The following is an 18,225-nucleotide window of genomic DNA, read 5'->3' as shown; positions in this document are numbered from 1 at the left end:
TGCCAGGCGCACCTTTGGACAAAGGTCGAAGCTGCACTGCGGCGCAAAGCGGCCGCGCGTGTCAGCCGTCGAGGTCCCTGGCACGGTCGCGCAGGAGGAACTTCTGCACCTTGCCGGTGGCGGTGCGTGGCAAGGCGCCGAAGACAAAGGCGCGAGGCATCTTGAACCCCGCCAGATGGACCCTGCAGTGCTCGCGTAACGTGTCGGCGTCCAGCGCCGCGCCGCCTTCCTTGAGTTCGACGAAGGCACACGGCGTCTCGCCCCACTTCTCATCCGGCCGCGCCACCACGGCGGCGGCCATGACGGCCGGATGCCGGCACAGCGCGTCTTCGACTTCGATCGAGGAAATGTTTTCGCCACCGGAGATGATCACATCCTTGGCGCGATCACGGATCCTGGCGTAGCCATCGGGGTCGACCACGGCCAGGTCACCGGTATGGAACCAGCCCCCTTCGAAGGCCCGCCGCGTGGCATCGGGATTCTTCAGGTAGCCCTTCATCGTCAGGTTGCCGCGATACATGATCTCGCCGATGGTCGTCCCGTCCCACGGCACCGGCGCCAGTGTGTCCGGGTCAAGCACCTGCATGTCCTCCTGCAGCAGGCAGGCCACGCCCTGTCGGCTGTTGCGCTCGGCACGCTGGCCGACCTCCAGCGCATCCCATTCCTGCCGCGGGATGCACAAGGACGCCGGGCCGTAGACCTCGGTCAGGCCATAGACATGGGTGATGTGGAACCCCATGCGCTCCATGCCCTCGATCACCGCGACCGGTGGCGCCGCACCGGCGACCTGCGCCTGCACCCCGCGCAAGCCTGCCTTCCATTCGTCCGGCGCGGCGACCAAGGCGCTGTGCACGATCGGCGCGCCGCAGAAGTGGGTGACGCCGTGCTCGCGCATCAGTTCGAACACGCGCCTTGGATCGAACCTGCGCAGGCAGACCTGGGTCCCGGCCACGGCCGCCATCGTCCACGGGAAACACCAGCCGTTGCAGTGGAACATCGGCAGCGTCCACAGGTAGACCGGATGCTGCGGCATCGACCAGTCGATGATGTTGGCGATGGCATTCAAGTACGCCCCACGATGGTGGTAGACCACGCCCTTGGGATCGCCGGTGGTCCCGGAGGTGTAATTGAGCGAGATGGCCTCCCACTCGTCCTGCGGCGGGCACATCTCGAAGTCGGGATCGCCCGCCGCAAGGAACGCCTCGTACTCGATCTCGCCGAGCAGCACGCCGGTCATCGCCTCCGCGTCGTCCACGTCGATCACGCGGGGGCGGTGCTTGCACGACGCGAGCGCCTGTTCAATCACCGGCGAGAACTCGCGGTCGGTGAACAAGACCTTGGCCTCGGCGTGATCGAGCATGAAGGCCAGCGTGGCCGCATCCAGGCGCGTATTGAGCGTGTTGAGCACCGCGCCCAGCATCGCGGGGCCGTAGTGCAGTTCGAACATCGCCGGTGTGTTGGGCAACATGGCTGCCACCGTGTCGCCCTGGCCAATGCCCCACGCTTGCAAGGCCGACGCCAGGCGCCGACAGCGCGCGTCTTCCTCGCTCCAGCTCAGGCGCCGCGCACCATGGATCAGCGCGATGCGCTGCGGATGCACCAGCGCCGCCTTGCGCAGGAAACTCAGCGGCGACAGGGCGGTGAAATTGGCCGGATTCCGCTCCAGCCCGGACGTATAGGCCTGCTGCGACATCGGGCCCTCCCGGTGCCCATGCGAAGGCCGCCAGCGTAGCGAGGGGGCTCCATGCGCGCGGCCCGACCTTGGTCGAAGCCGATACCGGCAAAGAAAAACGCCGGACCTCTCGGCCCGGCGTTGTCTTGCAGTCACTGGCGAATGGCACGCCCGGCCCGCGCAAGCGGCGCGGGCGTTCGCAAAGGCTGCGGGCCCATGGCCCGCAGGCAGCCTTTGCTCACCCCAGCAGGTGGGCCACGCCGGCGCGCTCTTCTTCCAGCTCGCCCAGAGTCTTGTCGATGTACTTCTGGCTGAAGTCGTCGATCGGCAGGTCCTTGACCAGGGTGTACTCGCCATTGGCGGTGGTCACCGGGAAGCCGAAGATCACCCCTTCCGGGATGCCATAGGAGCCGTCGGACGGCACGCCCATGGTCACCCACTTGCCGTCGCTACCCAGCGCCCAGTCGTGCATGTGATCGATGGCGGCGTTGGCGGCCGAAGCGGCCGAGGACGAACCACGCGCCTCGATGATGGCCGCACCACGCTTGCCCACGGTCGAGATGAAGGTGTTGGCGTTCCACTCCTGGTCGTTGATCGCATCGGCGATCGACGCGCCATCGGCGGTGGCGAAGCGGTAGTCCGGATACATGGTCGGGCTGTGATTGCCCCACACCACCAGCTTCTCCATCCCAGCAACCGGCTTGCCGAGCTTGGTCGACAGCTGGCTCAGGGCGCGGTTGTGGTCCAGGCGCAGCATGGCGGTGAAGTTCTTCGGATTCAGGTCCGGCGCGGACTTCATGGCGATGTAGGCATTGGTGTTGGCCGGGTTGCCGACCACCAGCACCTTGACGTTGCGGCTGGCGACCTTGTTCAGCGCCGCGCCCTGGGCGGTGAAGATCTTGGCGTTTTCCAGCAGCAGGTCCTTGCGCTCCATGCCCGGGCCGCGCGGACGCGCGCCGACCAGCAGGGCGTAGTCGGCATCCTTGAACGCCACTTCGGCGTCATCGGTGCCGACCATGCCGGCCAGCAGCGGGAACGCGCAGTCTTCCAGCTCCATCATCACGCCCTTCAGCGCGGCCTGGGCCTTCTCCATGGGCAGCTCCAGCAGCTGCAGGATGACCGGCTGGTCCTTGCCCAGCATTTCGCCAGAGGCGATGCGGAACAGCAGGGCATAGCCGATCTGGCCGGCGGCACCGGTGACGGCGACTCGGACGGGTTGTTTCATGGTGTGGATTCCTCGTGCATCGAAAGGCGGGCCGATGCCCGCCTCTGGGGAGAAGGCGCTAGGCGCGCCAGGCGGATGGAGGGCTCACGGGGGCCGGGGTCCGGATCTCGCATGCATCCTTCGGATGACACGGCGGGATCGACATGGACGGCAGGCTCCTGATGGGCGCCGCCTCGATTGTGCGGCGCGGAATTTTAGCATGGAGGCCGGGTACGGCCGCTTTCACCTAAAGGTCTACTTGCGGCCGTCGCCCGCCCTGCGGCACTGGGCTCAGGCGGCCAGGTGCTTGTTCCACTCGGCCACGCGGTCGGCCTTGGCGGCCAGGACGGCATCGGTGTCGCCATCGATCACCAGCGAGTCGATCGTGTCGCCCTGCTTGACCGCATCGACCACTTCGAGGCCCGAGACCACCTTGCCGAACACGGTGTGCTTGCCGTCCAGCCACGGGGTGGCCACGTGGGTGATGAAGAACTGGCTGCCGTTGGTGTTGGGGCCGGCATTGGCCATGGACAGCACGCCACGCTCATGGGCCACGCCGTTGGTGGTCTCGTCCTCGAAGCGGTAACCCGGGCCGCCACGGCCCGAACCCTCCGGGCAGCCGCCCTGGATCATGAAATCCGGGATGACGCGGTGGAAATTCAACCCGTCGTAGAAGCCGCGCTTGGCCAGGTTGACGAAATTGGCGACCGTGAGCGGGGCCTTGTCGGGGTACAGCTCGACCTGGATGGGGCCGCGGGAGGTGTTGAAAGTGGCGGTGAGGGACATTTTGGGACTCCTTAGGAACGGGCAGCCCGGTTGTGGGCGGTAACCGGCTATAATACGCGCTTCCCTCCCCAGCCCTGCGCGCTCTGTCGCGCCCGTGCCGCATGTCCATCGAAAACCTTCGCAATATCGCCATCGTCGCCCACGTCGACCACGGTAAGACCACCCTCGTCGATCAGCTGCTCAAGCAGTCCGGCACCCTGGCCGAACGCACCGTCCTTGCGGACCGCGTGATGGACAGCAATGACCAGGAAAAGGAACGTGGCATCACGATCCTGGCCAAGAACACCGCCATCACCTGGCAGGGCAACCGCATCAACATCGTCGACACCCCCGGCCACGCCGACTTCGGCGGCGAGGTCGAGCGCGTGCTGTCGATGGTCGACACCGTGCTGATCCTGGTCGACGCCATGGACGGGCCGATGCCGCAGACCCGTTTCGTGACCCAGAAGGCCTTCGCGATGGGCTTCAGGCCGATCGTGGTGGTCAACAAGATCGACCGCCCCGGCGCGCGTCCGGAGTGGGTCGTCGAGCAGGTCTGGGACCTGTTCGACCGCCTCGGCGCCACGCCCGAGCAGATGGACTTCCCGATCGTTTACGCCTCGGCGCTCAACGGCTATGCCTCGCTGGACGAGAACGCCCGCGAAGGCGACATGACCCCGCTCTACGAAGCGATCATGCAGCACGCGCCCAAGCCGGAAGTCGATCCGGAAGGCCCGTTCCAGATGCGCATCAGCCAGCTGGACTACAACAACTTCGTCGGCGTGATCGGCATCGGCCGCATCCAGCGCGGCACCCTGAAGAAGAACATGCCGGTGGCGGTGATCGACCGCGAAGGCAAGAAGCGCCAAGGCAAGGTGCTGCAGGTGCTGGGCTTCCTGGGCCTGGAGCGCATCGAGCAGGACAGCGCGGAGGCCGGTGACATCGTGGCCATCTCCGGCATCCAGGAGCTGACCATCTCCGACACCGTCACCGCCCTGGACGCGCCCGAGGCGCTGCCGGCGCTGACCGTGGACGAGCCGACCATCTCGATGACCTTCCAGGTCAACAACTCGCCGTTCGCCGGCAACAAGGACCTGTCCGGTGGCAAGTTCCTGACCAGCCGCCAGTTGAAGGACCGCCTGGAGCGCGAGACCGTGCACAACGTCGCCTTGCGCGTGGAGCAGTTGGAGGACGCCGACAAGTTCCTGGTCTCCGGCCGTGGCGAACTACACCTGTCGGTGCTGATCGAGAACATGCGCCGCGAGGGCTACGAGCTGGCCGTGTCGCGTCCGGAAGTGATCATCAAGGAGATCGACGGCCAGCAGATGGAGCCGATCGAGCAGTTGGTGATCGACGTGGAGGAAATCCACCAGGGCGGTGTCATGGAGAAGCTCGGCGTGCGCAAGGGCCAGCTGAAGAACATGGAGCCCGACGGCAAGGGCCGCGTGCGCCTGGACTATGAAATCCCGGCGCGTGGCCTGATCGGCTTCCAGAACGAGTTCAAGACCCTGACCCAGGGCGGTGGCCTGCTGTTCCACGTGTTCGACCACTACGGTCCCAAGGAACAGGGCGCGATCGCCAAGCGCCCCAACGGCGTGATGATCGCCAACGCCCCGGGTGCGACCCCGGCCTACGCGCTGGGCCCGCTGCAGGAGCGCGGCAAGCTGTTCGCCGCCGAAGGCGACAACGTGTACGAAGGCCAGCTGGTCGGCATCCATTCCAAGGACAACGACCTGACCGTCAACGCGATCAAGACCAAGCCGCTGACCAACATGCGCGCCTCGGGCAAGGACGATTCGATCCAGCTGACCCCGGCGATCAAGTTTTCGCTGGAGCAGGCCCTGGATTTCATCGACGACGATGAACTGGTGGAGATCACCCCCAAGGAGATCCGCCTGCGCAAGAAGTTCCTGACCGAAAGCGACCGCAAGCGGGCCTCGCGCGCGGCCTGATCGCCGCGCGGGATGCATTCCGGCGTATCCTTCCGGCCCGATGTCACAGCGCCAGCGCCCCTACAACCCGGATCCACACGCGCATCCGGGATTGCACGCGCTGGCTTTGTTCGAGCTGGCCAAGGGGCTGTTGGCCCTGATCGCCGCCGCCAGCCTGGAAGTGATGGGCCCCGAGCCCATCCGTCGCCTCATCCACCAGATGATCGCGCGCTTCAACCTGGATCCGGACCGCGGCACCCTGCCCTCGCTGCTCAACGCCATCAATCCCGAGGCGGTGCACCTGGCCGTGGCGGTCGTCACCGTCTACGCCATCTGGCGCCTGGTGGAATCCTGGGGCCTGTGGCGGGCCAAGGCCTGGGCCTCGTGGCTGGGCTGTGTGGGCACGGCGGTCTACCTGCCCTTTGACATGTATGCGCTGGTCCGGCATCCGGGCTGGCACACCTGGGCGGTGGTCATCATCAATGTCCTGGTCGTGGCGATCCTCGCCCGCGACCTGCTGCGGCGCCGGCGCCACGGCTGACCGTTGCGCCCGCCTGGCGCCTGCGTTTAGCCTGCGAGCATCCCCGATGCGGAATCCTTCCATGCGTGCCTGGCCTGCGCTGACACTGTCGTGCCTGCTGGCGCTGTCCGCCTGTTCGACACCCGAGCCGGCCGATTCCCAGGCCAGCGCGCCGCCGACCCAGTTCCTCTATGCCGAGCAATCCATCGCCCAACTGCAGGCGCGCATGGAAGCGGGCGAACTGGACAGTCGCACCCTGACCCGCGCCTACCTGGACCGGATCGCCCAGGTGGATCGCAGCGGCCCGCACCTGGGCGCGGTCCTCCAGCTCAACCCCGATGCCATGACCGAAGCGGCACTACGCGACCGCGAGCGGGCCGGCGGCACCGTGCGTGGCCCGCTCGAGGGCATCCCGATCCTGCTCAAGGACAACATCGACGCCACGCCGATGGCGACCACGGCCGGCTCGCTGGCACTGAGGGACTTCAAGCCGCGCCAGGACGCTTTCCTGGTCAAGCGCCTGCGCGAGGCAGGCGCGGTGATCCTGGGCAAGGCCAACCTGAGCGAGTGGGCCAACTTCCGTTCCTCCGAGTCGATTTCTGGCTGGAGCGGCCTGGGCGGGCAAACCCACAATCCCTATGCGCTGGATCGCAATCCCTGCGGCTCCAGCGCCGGCAGCGCCGTGGCCGCCGCGGCCAACCTGGCTGCGGCCACGGTGGGCACCGAGACCGACGGCAGCATCATCTGCCCGGCCTCGGTCAACGGCGTTGTCGGGCTCAAGCCGACGGTGGGCCTGGTCAGCCGGGATGGCATCGTGCCGATTTCCTGGAGCCAGGACACCGCAGGTCCAATCACCCGCACCGTGGCCGACGCGGCGACCTTGCTCGGGGTGATGGCTGGCCGTGACCCGGCCGATGCCACCACCGGGTATGCCACCTTGAATGCGGCGCTGGACTACCAGGCACGGCTGCGTCCGGGCGGGCTGAAGGGGGCCCGCATCGGCGTACTGCGCAGCACCTTCGCGTTCTCCCCGGAGGTGGCCAAGGCCATGGAAGGCGTGGTCGAAACCTTGCGTCAGGCGGGCGCGACCGTGGTCGATGCCCAGATTCCCACTGCCGGGCAGTGGGACGACGATGAATTGTTCGTGCTCAAGACCGAGTTCAAGAACGGCCTGGCCCGCTACCTCACCACGCACGACGCGCCCGTGACCTCCCTGCAGCAGCTGATCGGCTTCAACCAGCAGCATGCGCGCGAGGAAATGCCGTTGTTCGGACAGGAGCTGTTCGAGCAATCCGCGGCGATGGGGGGCTTGAACGATCCGGCCTACATCCAGGCACGCTCGCGCATCAAGCGCCTGGCCGGCCCCGAGGGCATCGACGCCGCGCTCAAGGCACAGCACCTGGACGCGCTGGTCGGGGCGGCCACCGGCCCGGCCTGGCGCACCGATCCCGCGTTCAAGGATCCCTTTCCCGGGGCCGGTTATGGCGCGGCGGCGGTGGCCGGTTATCCCAGCCTGACCATCCCGATGGGGAGCACCGCGCAGGGCCTGCCCCTCGGCGTGCTGTTCATGGGCACGGCCTGGAGTGAAGCTCGCCTGATCGAGCTGGGCTACGACTACGAGCAGCGCACGCAGGCGCGCAAGCCGCCGCAGTACCTTCCCACCATCGCGATGTCCGCCAGCGCCGCCAAGCCGTAAGGCTGCACGCGCTGACGGCGGTCACTCGGGCCGCGATGCGACTTCCGCGGCGTCGTGATCGCCGTGGCTGATCGGCGGCGGGCCATCCTGGGGACTGGGCGAGCGCGTCTGGTGCAGGGACGGCCGTACCGCGGGCGTGTCGAGCATCGGTTCCGGATCGCTGCTGAGCTCGGCGCGGGTCCGCGGCAGCGCGTACAGGTGTTCGCGCGCCAGGAACTCGAGGATCTGCTCGCGCACCACGCAACGCAGATCGAAGGCGTCGGCCGAATTGCGTGCACTGACCAGCAGGCGGACCTGCATGGTGGTTTCCGTGGTGTCGGTGACCTGGGCGATGCAGACCCGGCCGTCCCAGCGCGCATCGCGCTTGCAGATGCGCTCCAGCTCGGCGCGGACCTCACCCATCGGCGTGCGGTAATCCAGGAACAGCATGATGGTCCCCAGCAGCTGCGCGCTGCGCCGGGTCCAGTTCTGGAACGGGTTCTCGATGAACCAGGTCAACGGCACCACCATGCGGCGCTCATCCCAGATGTTCACCACCACGAAGGAACTGGTGATCTCCTCGATCCGGCCCCACTCGCCTTCCACGATGACCACGTCATCCAGCCGGATCGGCTGGGCCAGGGCGATCTGCAGGCCTGCGATCAGATTGCCGAACACCGGCTTGGCGGCGATGCCGGCCACCAGGCCGATGATGCCGGCCGAGGCCAGCAGCGTCTTGCCGACCTGCTTGACCTCATCGAAGCTCAGCAGCACCACCGACACGCCGATCAGCATCACCAGCCCCGCCGCGATCCGGCCCAGCACGCGGGTCTGGGTATGGATCTGGCGCGCCGCCAGGTTGTCCACGACGTTGATTGGGTGATCCCGCAGGATGGCCGCGACGATCGCGTTGACCACCCGCACCAGCAACCAGGTGACGCAGCCGGTGATGCCGATATGCAGGGTGCGCACCACCAGGGCCAGGTCGCCGTCGCGCAGCGGCGTGGCCTCCAATCCGATGATCAGGAACAGCATCGGCAACAGGAAGGCCAACGGCACGCTCAGCACGCGCACGATGCGCGCACGCCGGTAATCCTTGTTGCGCGTGCGTCGCGCCATCCACAGGAACACGCTCCAGGCCAGCAGCCCGAGCAACAGCGAGATTCCCAGCGGCACGACGTAGGGGGCGGCGGAGTTCCAGTCCAGGTGCTTCATGCCTGGACTATGCCAAAGCCCGTCGTGCAGTTCATGTCGGTGCCGGGCGCGCCGGCACCGTGAAACACCGCAATCAGGCCGCCTGCCCGCGTGACTGGCGCTGCTTGCGCACGATCAGCATCGCGATCTCCAGCGACTGCTCATAGTTCAGGCGCGGGTCGACGGTCGAACGGTAGGCCCGCTCCAGGTCGATGTCGGTCAGCTCGCGCGCCCCGCCGGTACATTCGGTCACATCCTCGCCGGTCAACTCCAGGTGCACGCCTCCCAGACGCGTGCCTGCGGCGGCGTGCAGCTCGAAGGACTGCTCGACCTCACTGCGGATGTTGTCGAAGCGCCGGGTCTTGAAGCCGTTGCTGGTGCTCTCGGTGTTGCCATGCATCGCATCGCAGACCCAGAGCACGCGCCGACCGTCGCGCCTGACCGCGTCCAGCAGGGGCGGCAGCTTCTGCGCGATCTGGCCTGCACCCATGCGGTGGATGAAGCTCAGGCGCCCCGGTTCGTCATCCGGATTGAGCACGTCCATCAGGCGCAGCAGCTGATCGGGCTGCACCGAGGGCCCGATCTTGATCGCGATCGGATTGCGCACGCCGCGCAGATACTCCACATGCGCACCATCGAGCGCGGCAGTGCGCATGCCGATCCACGGATAATGGGTGGACAGGTTGAACCAGCCCCGCTGCCGCGGAACCTCGCGTGTCAGCGCCTGCTCGTAGGGCAGCAGCAATGCCTCGTGCGAGGTGTAGAAATCGATCCGGTTGAGGTTGTGCACCTCCGAGCCGGCCAGGGTCTCCATGAAGCGCACCGCGCCGCCGATGTCGGCCACCATCTGCTGATACTCGTTGGCCAGCGGCGAGTAGCCCACCCAGGCCAGGTTCCAGTATTCCGGATGGTGCAGATCGGCGAACCCACCATCGATCAACGCACGCACGAAGTTCATCGTCATCGCCGAGCGCGAGTGCGCGCGGATCATGCGCTGCGGGTCGGGAATGCGCGCGGCCTCGCTGAACTCCGGACCGTTCACCAGATCGCCGCGGTAGCTCGGCAGGGTGATGTCCCCGCGCGTCTCCAGGTCGGCCGAGCGCGGCTTGGCGTACTGCCCGGCGAACCGCCCCACCCGCACCACCGGCAGCTGCAGCCCGTGCACCAGCACCAGGCTCATCTGCAACAGCACCTTGAGCCGGTTGGAAATCAGGCCTGACTCGCAGTCGTCGAAACTCTCGGCACAGTCGCCACCCTGCAACAGGAAGCGCTTGCCTTCCTGCGCCTCGGCCAGCTGCTTCTTGAGCGCGAAGATCTCCCAGGACGTCACCAGCGGTGGCAGGCGCCCCAGTTCCTCCACGGCGGACTGCAGCGCGCTCGCATCGGGGTAGGTGGGCAGCTGCAGCGCCGGGCGCGTGCGCCAGCTGTCGGGGCGCCAGTCGCCAGACGTGGCAGAAAGAGGAATCGCGGGGGCTGCGGCGGACATGCGGGGCTCCTGAAGGACGCCCCATGATCGCAGAGCGCGGGACCCAGGACGAACTCCCTGTCGATTCCGACAGTTTTCCGAGGTCTCTAAACCCCGGGAAACGCGGAATTGCTCCGCATGACTTTCGGCCTGGGCGGCGCAAGCCCAGCAGGAGGAACGTTATCTCATAACATTTTCCACAACGGCCCCACCCCCGATGAAAACCCCGAACCTGCTCGCCTCAGCGATCGCCCTGGCACTGGCGACCACACCCCTGCTCGCCCTGGCCGACGACGCCCCCACGGACACCACGGTCGACCTGGACGTGGTCAAGGTCCACGCCAAGCTGGACCAGGCGCGCAATGCACTGTCGCCTGACATCGGCAGCAGCCAGTTCACCATTACCGGGGCCGACATCGACCGGCTGCCGCTCGGGGCCTCCACGCCGATGAACCAGGTCCTGCTGCAGGCGCCAGGCGTCGTCCAGGATTCCTACGGCGGCGTCCACGTCCGCGGCGACCACGCCAATCTGCAGTACCGCATCAACGGCGTGATCCTGCCCGAGTCCATTTCCGGCTTCGGCCAGAGTCTGGATCCGCGCACCGTGGCCAGCATCCGGCTGCTCGATGGCGCGCTGCCGGCCCAGTTCGGTGACCGGACCGCCGCGGTGGTCGACATCACCACCAAGAGCGGCCAGGCGCTGGGCAACGGCGGCAGCGTCGGGGTGACCACGGGCTCGTTCGGCACCTTCAATCCTTCGCTGGCCTGGTGGGGCGGCCAGGGCCGCTGGAGCTGGTTCGTGACCGGCGATTACGACCAGAACAAGATCGGCCTGGAGAATCCCACCAATTCGCGCACGCCCGATCACGACAAGACCCACCAGGGCAAGGCCTTCGCCGACCTGACCTATCTGGTCAATGAGGACACGCGCCTGAGCCTGATGGCCGGTTACGCCAACAACCGCTTCCAGGTGCCCAACAACCCCGGGCAGACTCCGGCGTTCGACAACCGGGGGCAGACCGATTTCGATTCCAGCGCACTCGATGAGCGCCAGCGCGAAAACACCCGCTTCGCCACCGTCGCGCTGCAGGGCCTGATCGGCGACAGCGCCTATCAGGTCTCGCTGGGCCAGCGCTACAGCAGCGTGGCCTTCGATCCCGACGTGACCGGCGATCTGATCTTCGATGGCGTCGCCTCGCAGGTCGATCGCGGCAACCGCGCCAACGTGCTGCAGGCCGATGTCTCCACCCCGCTGGGCCAATCGCATACCTTGCGCTACGGCCTGTACGGCGACTTCGAGCACGCCACCGCCAGCGACAACAGCTGGGTCTTCCCGGCCGATGCCGATGGCAACCAGACCAGCAACGTTCCCGAGCTGATCGGCGACAGCAGCCGCTTCCACGCCAGCACCACGGCGCTCTACCTGCAGGACGAGTGGAAACTCGGCGAAGACTGGACGGTGAACTACGGCCTGCGCGCAGACCGCTACAAGGCCTTCGGACGGACCGAAAGCCAGCTCAGCCCACGCGTCGGCGCGATCTGGCAGGCCACCGACCGCACCACCCTGCACGCAGGCTACGCGCGTTACTTCACGCCGCCGGCAAGCGAATTGATCTCCTCCGGGGACATCGCCCTGTTCGATGGCACCACCAACCAGCAACTGGCCGCCGGCGCGCAGGTTCCGCTCAGCGAGCGCAGCGACTACTACGACCTGGGCATCTCCCAACAGGTCGGCGACCATCTGACCCTGGGACTGGACGCTTACGACCGCCTGGCCGACCGCCTGCAGGACGAGGGGCAGTTCGGCGCCGCCTACATCTACTCGACCTTCAACTACCGCTACGGCCACGTCCATGGCCTGGAGTTCTCCGCCGACTACGACAACGGGCCGGTGAGCGCGTATTTCAACGCGGCTTACAGCCGGGCGATGGGCAAGCAGGTCATGACCGGCGCCTACAACTTCGATCCCGACGCCCTGGCCTACGTGGCGGACAACTGGATCCACCTGGACCACGACCAGAAGCTGACCTCGTCGGGCGGGATCAACTACAGCTTCGCCGGCCACAACAGGGTGGGCGCCAACTACCTGTATGGCAGCGGCCTGCGTACCGATACGGACACCGTGCCCAACGGCGCCTCGCTGCCTTCCTATTTCCAGCTCAACCTGAGCGCGGGGCACGACTTCGAGGCCAACACCCAGCATCCGTTGCACGTGCAGATCGCTGCGGTGAACGCGCTGGATCGCAGCTATCAGCTGCGCGACGGCGGCGGCATCGGTGTGTTCGCGCCGCAATGGGCGCCGCGGCGCGGCGTCTTCCTGAGCGTGCAGCAGGACTTCTGACGCGTCGTTCGCAACCTCATGGCGCAAGGCCGGTCGACGATCGCGACCGGTCCCAGCCGGATTCAGGGCATCCGCAGCTCACGCAGCAGGTTGGGCTTGCGGCTGCGAAAGGCGGCAATCAGCGCCCACAGCACCAGCGCCACGAACCAGATCAGGGCCCATTCGGGCATCGACAGCCCGAGCAGGCGCCAGGTGACCTCGGCGCACTCGCCCGCGCCGGTCAGTACATGGCGCACCATGTCGCCCAGCGGGAAGGCCTGCATCATGTAAGCCAGATCCGGGCCGCATGCCGGCACCTGATCCTTGGGCAGGTGCTGCAGCCAGACGTGCCGGGTGGCGATGGCGATTCCCAACCCGCCGGCGATCAGCGCGAGGATCCCGTAGACGCCCCGCCCGCCGCGCCGCCGTGGGCCGTGCAGGCCGCCGATCAGGAACACCACCGCCAGCAGCGCGAAGGCGCCACGCTGGAAGCTGCACAGCGGACACGGGATCTGCCCCTGGAAGTACTGGGTGTAGAGCGCGGCACCGAGCAGGGCGACACAGACCAGGAAGCCGAAAAGAAACTGTGCGCGGAACGACCAGCGAAAAGGGTTCATGACGACAGGCGAGAGGATGATGCCCGCATTATCCCCATCCACGGCACGCACGGCCAACACCACGGCCTTTTGCCCACCCCAGAATGCAAAACCCCGGCATGCGCCGGGGTCTGCAGAATGTCTGGAGCGATGTATCGCCGCGCTTACTCGGCGGCCGCTTCCGGACGGTCCACCAGCTCGACATAGGCCATCGGCGCGTTGTCGCCAGCGCGGAAACCGCACTTGAGGATGCGCAGGTAGCCACCCGGGCGCGACTGGTAACGCGGGCCCAGCGTGGTGAACAGCGTGCCCACGGCTTCCTTGTCGCGCAGGCGCGAGAAGGCCAGGCGGCGGTTGGCGACGCCATCGACCTTGGCCAGGGTGATCAGCGGCTCTGCGACACGACGCAGTTCCTTGGCCTTGGGCAGGGTGGTCTTGATCAGGCCGTGCTTGATCAGCGACGCAGCCATGTTAGAGAACATCGCAGCGCGGTGCGAGCTGGTGCGGCTGAACTTACGGCCGGCTTTCTGGTGGCGCATGGTCTTGGTTCCTAGAAAAGATTGATGCTGTTGAGGTTCGCTGTCGCCTTCATTGGCGTTGTTGCATGGACTGCGGATGGCCCAAGTCCGGGATCCTTCCCGGACATCGCCGCGGGCCTTTTGGCCCGTCGACGTCTGTGTTGCTTACAACAAGGTCCCCACCAACGAGGCGGGGACCCATGTCACTTCACGATCAGCCCAGCATACCGTGCTGAGAAACACCGGCCGGCGGCCAGTTTTCCAGCTTCATGCCCAGCGACAGGCCACGCTGCGCCAGGACTTCCTTGATCTCGGTCAGGGACTTCTTGCCGAGGTTCGGGGTCTTGAGCAGCTCGACTTCGGTCTTCTGGATCAGGTCGCCGATGTAGTAGATGCTCTCGGCCTTCAGGCAATTGGCCGAACGCACGGTCAGCTCCAGGTCGTCGATCGGGCGCAGGAGCACCGGATCCACGCCACCGGTCTGCTGCTTCGGCGCGCCGCGATCGCGGTGCGTGAAGTCGCCGAACACCGACAGCTGGTCGCTCAGGATGTCGGCGGCGGTGCGCACGGCTTCCTCGGCGTCGATGGTGCCGTTGGTCTCGATGTCGATGACCAGCTTGTCCAGGTCGGTACGCTGCTCGACGCGGGCGGACTCCACCGCATAGGCCACGCGGCGGACCGGCGAGAACGAGGCGTCCAGCACCAGGCGACCGATCGTACGGCTCTCTTCGTCCGGACGACGGCGCGCGGCGGCCGGCTGGTAGCCGAAGCCGCGCTCGATCTTCAGGCGCAGGTTGACCGCGATGTCCTTGGTCAGGTGCGCGATCACGTGGTCGGGATTGAGGATCTCGACGTTGTGGTCGGTCTTGATGTCGCCGGCGGTCACCACGCCCGGGCCCTGCTTGGCCAGGCTCAGGGTGGCGTTGTCACCGGTGTGGATGCGGATGGCCACATCCTTGAGGTTGAGCAGGACTTCGAGCACGTCTTCCTGCAGCCCCTCGATGGTGCTGTACTCGTGCAGCACGCCGTCGATCTCGACCTCGGTGATGGCGAAGCCGGGGATGGACGACAGCAGCACGCGACGCAGCGCATTGCCGAGCGTATGGCCGTAACCGCGCTCCAGCGGTTCGATGACCACCTTGGCACGGTTGTCGGTCAGGCGCTCGATCTGCGGGCCGCGGGGGCGCAGCACTTGCTGAGTGATACCCGTCATGTTGCTTTGTCTCCTGCAAACCCCCGCCACGGCGGGGGTGGGAATGTGATTACTTCGAGTACAGCTCGACGATCAGCGCTTCGTTGATGTCGGCGGGCAGATCCGAACGGACCGGCACGGCCTTGAACACGCCGGCGAACTTCTTCGAATCCACTTCCACCCAGGACGGGCTCAGGTCCAGCTGGGCCGACACGGTCAGGGATTCCTGCACGCGCAGCTGCTTCTGGGCCTTTTCCGACAGCTCGATCGCGTCGCCAGCCTTGACCTGGTAGGAGGGCAGGTTCACGGACTTGCCGTTGACCAGCACCCCACGGTGGGACACCAGCTGGCGGGCGGCCGGACGGGTCACCGCAAAACCCATGCGGTAAATGACGTTGTCCAGACGGGTTTCCAGCAGCTGCAGCAGGTTCTCGCCGGTGTTGCCCTTCTTGGTCGAGGCCTTCTTGTAGTAGTTGCGGAACTGACGCTCCAGCAGGCCGTAGATACGCTTGACCTTCTGCTTTTCACGCAGCTGGTTGGCGTAATCCGACAGCTTGCCGCGGCGGGCAGTGGCGCCGTGCTGGCCGGGCTTCTGCTCCAGCTTGCACTTGGAGTCCAGCGCGCGCGCCGGGCTCTTGAGGGACAGGTCTGCGCCTTCGCGGCGGGCGAGTTTGCAGGTAGGACCGATGTAACGAGCCATTTGTTATCGCTCCCTTTAGACGCGACGCTTCTTCGGCGGACGGCACCCGTTGTGCGGGATAGGCGTCACGTCGATGATGTTGGTGATCTTGTAGCCGACGTTATTGAGCGAACGTACGGCCGACTCACGACCCGGACCCGGGCCCTTGATGCGGACTTCCAGCGACTTCAGACCGTAGTCCAAAGCCGCACGGCCGGCCTTTTCGGCGGCGACCTGTGCGGCGAACGGGGTGGACTTGCGCGAACCGCGGAAGCCCGCACCGCCCGACGTGGCCCACGAGAGCGCATTGCCCTGGCGGTCGGTGATGGTGACGATGGTGTTGTTGAACGAAGCGTGGACGTGGGCAACGCCGTCGGTGACGACGCGCTTGATCTTCTTCTTGGTGGTCTTGGCAGCTGGCTTGGCCATGAGGTGCGCCCCTTATTTCCGGATGGCTTTGCGCGGACCCTTGCGGGTGCGTGCATTGGTACGGGTGCGCTGGCCGCGCAGCGGCAGACCACGACGATGACGCAGACCGCGATAGCAGCCCAGGTCCATCAGGCGCTTGATCGCCATACCCACTTCGCGACGCAGGTCGCCTTCGACGATGTACTTGCCGATTTCGGCGCGCAGGCGCTCGACTTCCGGCTCGGACAGGTCACGGATTTTGGTCGACGTCGCGACGCCTGCGGCTTCGCAGACCTGCTTCGACCGGGTACGGCCAATGCCGTAAATGCTCTGCAGCCCCACCCAGACGTGCTTCTGGGCAGGCAGGTTGACACCTGCAATACGCGCCATGACGCGATTCTCCAAACTGTTTGATGGCCGGGATGCACGACAATCCGATGGCGGATTGACGGCAAGTGGCGTAGGGAACTGGAAATTGTACCAAGGTCTCGGGTTACTTGGAAGTCCATGGAACCAACAGGTTCCACGGACCCGGCATGGGGAGTGTGCCCATGCTCCGGCGCCGGAAACGACCTGGTGCCCCGCCCTGTCGGCCAAGACCCCGCCCCGCACTACTCTTGCGCAGGGACCGATCGCTTCACACCCGCGCGCGAGACCGCCGCACGAGCCGCCCATTTTGAAAGTCCGGCCGATGGCCGGGCTTGGTGGCGGATGGGACCGCCGATGTGCTTGCCTTGGGGATCAGCCGCGGGACAGACCGCGCGAACCGCCCTTCAGGTTGGCCTTCTTCAACAGGCTCTCGTACTGGTGGGACATCAGGTGCGCCTGGATCTGCGCAATGAAGTCCATGACCACCACCACCACGATCAGCAGCGAGGTGCCGCCGAAGTAGAACGAGGTGCCCAGCTGGGTCCTCATGATTTCCGGCAGCAGACACACCGCCACCAGATACAGCGAGCCAGCTGCCGTCAGGCGCGTCAGAACGGCGTCGACGTAATCGGCCGTGGCGCGACCGGGCCGGATCCCCGGGATCAGGGCGCCGGACTTCTTCAGGTTCTCCGCCGTCTCCTGGGAGTTGAACACCAAGGCGGTATAGAAGAACGCAAAGCCGATGATCATCGCCGCGAACACGATCATGTGCAGCGGCTCGCCCGGCGCCAGGGCCTGCGAAATGCGCTGCAGCCAGATGGCCGAGCTGGCCTCGCCGGACCACTGCGCCAGCGTCGCCGGGAACGCCAGGATCGACGAGGCGAAGATCGGCGGAATCACGCCTGCCATGTTCAGCTTCAGCGGCAGGAACGAGGTCTGGTTCATGTACGCGTTACGACCGCCCTGACGGCGCGCGTAGTTGACCGTGATCCGGCGCTGACCGCGCTCGATGAACACCACGAACCAGGTAAATGCAAACACCACCAGCGCCACGATGATCAGGGCGATGGGGCTCATCGTGCCGTCGTTGACGGCGCCGAACGTATGGATCACCGCAGCCGGCAGGCCCGCGACGATGCCCGAGAAGATGATCAGCGAGACACCGTTGCCGATACCGCGCTCGGTAACCTGCTCACCGACCCACATCAGGAAGATGGTGCCTGCGGTCAGGGCCACGATGGCCGTGATCACGAAGCCCATGCCCGGTGCGTACACCACCGGCGCGCCACCCGGGGCGGTCTGGTGCTGCAACGCCAGGGCGATACTGCCACCCTGCACGATCGCCAGCAGCACCGCGCCGACGCGTGAGTACTGGGTGATCTTGCGCCGCCCGGACTCGCCTTCCTTCTGCAGCGCCTTGAGCGCCGGAAAGATGTGCGCGCCCAGCTGGATCACGATCGAGGCCGAGATGTACGGCATCACGTTCAGCGCGAAGATGCTGAAGCGATGCAGGGCGCCGCCCGAGAACATGTTGAACATGTCCACGATGCCGCCGCCCTGCTGCTGCATCAGCGCCAGCATTGCGTCCGGATTCACGCCCGGTACCGGAACGAAACAGCCGATCCGGTAGACGATCAGGGCACCCAGCACGAACAGCAACCGCTGCCGAAGCTCGGTGAACTTGCCCAGACCACCCGCAATGCCTTGCTGCGCCATG

The 18,225-nt window shown here is 66.3% G+C and carries 16 protein-coding genes; 4 read left to right on the top strand and 12 right to left on the bottom strand.

The annotated features are described in order from the left end of the window. Positions 1-61: 61 nt before the first annotated feature. From PJ250_RS12310 to PJ250_RS12300, 3 genes are all read right to left on the bottom strand, one after another. A complete protein-coding gene (locus tag PJ250_RS12310) occupies positions 62-1,693 on the bottom strand; it encodes an acyl-CoA synthetase (RefSeq protein WP_271644853.1) in 1,632 nt (543 codons plus the stop codon). 217 nt (positions 1,694-1,910) lie between these two features. Further along, entirely contained in the window at positions 1,911-2,897 is a 987-nt protein-coding gene (locus PJ250_RS12305; protein WP_271644852.1) for a malate dehydrogenase, read from the bottom strand. A 270-nt stretch (positions 2,898-3,167) separates the two neighbouring features. Continuing rightward, a complete protein-coding gene (locus tag PJ250_RS12300; protein ID WP_271644851.1) occupies positions 3,168-3,662 on the bottom strand; it encodes a peptidylprolyl isomerase in 495 nt (164 codons plus the stop codon). A gap of 101 nt (positions 3,663-3,763) precedes the next feature. Between PJ250_RS12300 and typA the strand changes: the two genes are divergently transcribed. The 3 genes from typA to PJ250_RS12285 all read left to right on the top strand — a co-directional run bounded on the left by typA (position 3,764) and on the right by PJ250_RS12285 (position 7,788). After that, positions 3,764-5,593: a translational GTPase TypA gene (typA, locus tag PJ250_RS12295; protein ID WP_271644850.1), complete on the top strand. Its 1,830-nt coding sequence runs from the start codon at positions 3,764-3,766 to the stop codon at positions 5,591-5,593. A gap of 40 nt (positions 5,594-5,633) precedes the next feature. Further along, positions 5,634-6,113 (top strand): DUF2127 domain-containing protein, encoded by a 480-nt coding sequence (locus PJ250_RS12290; RefSeq protein WP_271644849.1) that lies wholly within the window; start codon positions 5,634-5,636, stop codon positions 6,111-6,113. Positions 6,114-6,174: 61 nt separating this feature from the next. After that, on the top strand, positions 6,175-7,788 hold the full coding sequence (locus PJ250_RS12285; RefSeq protein WP_271644848.1) for an amidase: 1,614 nt from the start codon (positions 6,175-6,177) through the stop codon (positions 7,786-7,788). A 21-nt stretch (positions 7,789-7,809) separates the two neighbouring features. Here the strand turns inward: PJ250_RS12285 and PJ250_RS12280 are convergent, their stop codons facing one another. Further along, positions 7,810-8,982 (bottom strand): mechanosensitive ion channel family protein, encoded by a 1,173-nt coding sequence (locus PJ250_RS12280; protein WP_271644847.1) that lies wholly within the window; start codon positions 8,980-8,982, stop codon positions 7,810-7,812. Between the two features lie 73 nt (positions 8,983-9,055). Further along, complete coding sequence (locus tag PJ250_RS12275; protein WP_271644846.1) at positions 9,056-10,447, bottom strand: class II 3-deoxy-7-phosphoheptulonate synthase; 1,392 nt, start codon at positions 10,445-10,447, stop codon at positions 9,056-9,058. Between the two features lie 196 nt (positions 10,448-10,643). Here PJ250_RS12275 and PJ250_RS12270 point away from each other — a divergent pair, with 196 nt between their 5' ends. Next, the gene (locus PJ250_RS12270; RefSeq protein ID WP_271644845.1) at positions 10,644-12,767 is read left to right on the top strand and encodes a TonB-dependent receptor; all 2,124 of its coding nucleotides are present in this window, start codon (positions 10,644-10,646) and stop codon (positions 12,765-12,767) included. Positions 12,768-12,829: 62 nt separating this feature from the next. On the opposite strand, the gene PJ250_RS12265 is transcribed toward PJ250_RS12270, so the two are convergent. From PJ250_RS12265 to secY, 7 genes are all read right to left on the bottom strand, one after another. Beyond that, on the bottom strand, positions 12,830-13,363 hold the full coding sequence (locus PJ250_RS12265) for a disulfide bond formation protein B (protein ID WP_271644844.1): 534 nt from the start codon (positions 13,361-13,363) through the stop codon (positions 12,830-12,832). A 143-nt stretch (positions 13,364-13,506) separates the two neighbouring features. Continuing rightward, positions 13,507-13,881, bottom strand: a complete 375-nt coding sequence (gene rplQ, locus PJ250_RS12260) for a 50S ribosomal protein L17 (RefSeq protein ID WP_271644842.1) — start codon at positions 13,879-13,881, stop codon at positions 13,507-13,509. 193 nt (positions 13,882-14,074) lie between these two features. Then, on the bottom strand, positions 14,075-15,073 hold the full coding sequence (gene rpoA / locus PJ250_RS12255) for a DNA-directed RNA polymerase subunit alpha (protein WP_271644840.1): 999 nt from the start codon (positions 15,071-15,073) through the stop codon (positions 14,075-14,077). 49 nt (positions 15,074-15,122) lie between these two features. Continuing rightward, a complete protein-coding gene (gene rpsD, locus PJ250_RS12250) occupies positions 15,123-15,752 on the bottom strand; it encodes a 30S ribosomal protein S4 (protein ID WP_271644838.1) in 630 nt (209 codons plus the stop codon). Positions 15,753-15,767: 15 nt separating this feature from the next. After that, positions 15,768-16,160, bottom strand: coding sequence for a 30S ribosomal protein S11 (rpsK, locus tag PJ250_RS12245; RefSeq protein ID WP_271644837.1), 393 nt, complete (start codon positions 16,158-16,160; stop codon positions 15,768-15,770). 12 nt (positions 16,161-16,172) lie between these two features. Then, positions 16,173-16,529: a 30S ribosomal protein S13 gene (gene rpsM, locus PJ250_RS12240; protein WP_271644836.1), complete on the bottom strand. Its 357-nt coding sequence runs from the start codon at positions 16,527-16,529 to the stop codon at positions 16,173-16,175. A 351-nt stretch (positions 16,530-16,880) separates the two neighbouring features. After that, entirely contained in the window at positions 16,881-18,224 is a 1,344-nt protein-coding gene (gene secY, locus PJ250_RS12235; protein ID WP_271644835.1) for a preprotein translocase subunit SecY, read from the bottom strand. Position 18,225 lies beyond the last annotated feature (1 nt).

The sequence above is a fragment of the Pseudoxanthomonas sp. JBR18 genome, from assembly GCF_028198165.1.
In the GTDB taxonomy this organism is placed as follows: domain Bacteria; phylum Pseudomonadota; class Gammaproteobacteria; order Xanthomonadales; family Xanthomonadaceae; genus Pseudoxanthomonas_A.
The sequence above is the reverse complement of the archived record's forward strand: the minus strand, read 5'-3'. Positions and strand labels throughout refer to the sequence as shown.

Excerpts from the sequence above, each read along its gene's own strand:
- PJ250_RS12275 (WP_271644846.1), bottom strand. The coding sequence starts at position 10,447 with ATGTCCGCCGCAGCCCCCGCGATTCCTCTTTCTGCCACGTCTGGCGAC.
- PJ250_RS12270 (WP_271644845.1), top strand. The coding sequence starts at position 10,644 with ATGAAAACCCCGAACCTGCTCGCCTCAGCGATCGCCCTGGCACTGGCG.
- PJ250_RS12290 (WP_271644849.1), top strand. The coding sequence starts at position 5,634 with ATGTCACAGCGCCAGCGCCCCTACAACCCGGATCCACACGCGCATCCG.
- rpoA (WP_271644840.1), bottom strand. The coding sequence starts at position 15,073 with ATGACGGGTATCACTCAGCAAGTGCTGCGCCCCCGCGGCCCGCAGATC.
- rpsM (WP_271644836.1), bottom strand. The coding sequence starts at position 16,529 with ATGGCGCGTATTGCAGGTGTCAACCTGCCTGCCCAGAAGCACGTCTGG.
- rpsK (WP_271644837.1), bottom strand. The coding sequence starts at position 16,160 with ATGGCCAAGCCAGCTGCCAAGACCACCAAGAAGAAGATCAAGCGCGTC.
- PJ250_RS12310 (WP_271644853.1), bottom strand. The coding sequence starts at position 1,693 with ATGTCGCAGCAGGCCTATACGTCCGGGCTGGAGCGGAATCCGGCCAAT.
- PJ250_RS12305 (WP_271644852.1), bottom strand. The coding sequence starts at position 2,897 with ATGAAACAACCCGTCCGAGTCGCCGTCACCGGTGCCGCCGGCCAGATC.
- PJ250_RS12280 (WP_271644847.1), bottom strand. The coding sequence starts at position 8,982 with ATGAAGCACCTGGACTGGAACTCCGCCGCCCCCTACGTCGTGCCGCTG.
- rpsD (WP_271644838.1), bottom strand. The coding sequence starts at position 15,752 with ATGGCTCGTTACATCGGTCCTACCTGCAAACTCGCCCGCCGCGAAGGC.
- typA (WP_271644850.1), top strand. The coding sequence starts at position 3,764 with ATGTCCATCGAAAACCTTCGCAATATCGCCATCGTCGCCCACGTCGAC.
- PJ250_RS12300 (WP_271644851.1), bottom strand. The coding sequence starts at position 3,662 with ATGTCCCTCACCGCCACTTTCAACACCTCCCGCGGCCCCATCCAGGTC.
- secY (WP_271644835.1), bottom strand. The coding sequence starts at position 18,224 with ATGGCGCAGCAAGGCATTGCGGGTGGTCTGGGCAAGTTCACCGAGCTT.
- PJ250_RS12265 (WP_271644844.1), bottom strand. The coding sequence starts at position 13,363 with ATGAACCCTTTTCGCTGGTCGTTCCGCGCACAGTTTCTTTTCGGCTTC.
- rplQ (WP_271644842.1), bottom strand. The coding sequence starts at position 13,881 with ATGCGCCACCAGAAAGCCGGCCGTAAGTTCAGCCGCACCAGCTCGCAC.
- PJ250_RS12285 (WP_271644848.1), top strand. The coding sequence starts at position 6,175 with ATGCGTGCCTGGCCTGCGCTGACACTGTCGTGCCTGCTGGCGCTGTCC.